This window comes from Mitsuaria sp. WAJ17, assembly GCF_014174515.1.
Taxonomy (GTDB): domain Bacteria; phylum Pseudomonadota; class Gammaproteobacteria; order Burkholderiales; family Burkholderiaceae_C; genus Roseateles_B.
This window is the reverse complement of the sequence record NZ_JACJUG010000143.1, coordinates 1-354: the sequence shown is the minus strand read 5'-3', so window position 1 is coordinate 354 and position 354 is coordinate 1. Positions and strand designations below refer to the sequence as shown.

Genomic DNA, 354 nt, shown 5'->3' with positions numbered 1-354 from the left:
CGGGCGGTGCGCTTCCCCACCGTGGGCGAGCTCTACCAGGGCGGCGTCAGCGCCAGCGGCGCCTATGTGCCCAATGACCCGGTCACCAACCCAAGGCTCAAACCGGAAAAGGGCTGGACCAGCGAGCTGAGCCTGGGCTGGAGCGATGGCGAGCAACAGCTGCGCAGCACCCTGTTCCACGAGGCCACGCGCGACGCGCTGTACGCACAGACCAGCGTGGTCGACGGCAAGACCGTGAGCAGCACGCAGAACATCGCGCGCCTGCGCACGCTGGGGCTGGAGTTCGCCTACCAGGCCAGCGATGTGCTCGTCAAAAGCCTGGAGCTGAGCGCCAGCCTGACCTATGCGGACTCC

The 354-nt window shown here is 67.8% G+C and carries 1 protein-coding gene; it reads left to right on the top strand.

The annotated features are described in order from the left end of the window. The coding region (locus tag H5407_RS23770; RefSeq protein ID WP_183106933.1) for a TonB-dependent receptor domain-containing protein at positions 1–354 on the top strand (354 nt) is incomplete at both ends.